The organism is Lysinibacillus sp. GbtcB16, from assembly GCF_019091145.1.
Classification (GTDB): domain Bacteria; phylum Bacillota; class Bacilli; order Bacillales_A; family Planococcaceae; genus Lysinibacillus; species Lysinibacillus fusiformis.
On record NZ_JAGXJV010000121.1, the window covers coordinates 1 to 474 of the forward strand.

Sequence of the window (474 nt, forward strand, 5' to 3'; positions counted from 1 at the left end):
TAAAGGAGCATGGTATATAGGGGATGATGAAGTATATGGTGAACACATCTTTGCAAATAAGGGCTATCAAACTTGGAAAACAGAAACTTATGGAAGTTAAAAAAACAAATTTATTGCTGAGAGGAGCAAAATTATGAAAAAAACAATTTCTGCTTTATCAATGATTGCTTTATTTTCACTTCCTATCCATTCATTTGCTCAAGAAAAAGAAATGGTTTCGGATAAAAAAGTTCCTGAAATTGTATATGATGTGGAGAGAAAAGCATTAAAAACTTTTTCGCCAGCATTATTAAATCCGAATAATAAAGTTAAAAGTAGTGGCGCGCATTATGTTGCATATTCAGATTTCACTCAGACGGGTGGAGCAAGTTCGGTCTCTGATGCTTATACAAATAATAAAAAGACCAAGAAAAAAACAATAAATTTTATTTATGCAGAAACAAAGGGTTATGTCAATGGGATTTATAGAGATAG

The 474-nt window shown here is 31.6% G+C and carries 1 protein-coding gene; it reads left to right on the top strand.

Annotation, left to right across the window (positions count from 1 at the left end):
• Positions 1 to 133 precede the first annotated feature (133 nt).
• A partial coding sequence (locus KVT27_RS23640; RefSeq protein ID WP_217582074.1) for a hypothetical protein occupies positions 134 to 474 on the top strand: 341 nt, incomplete at its 3' end.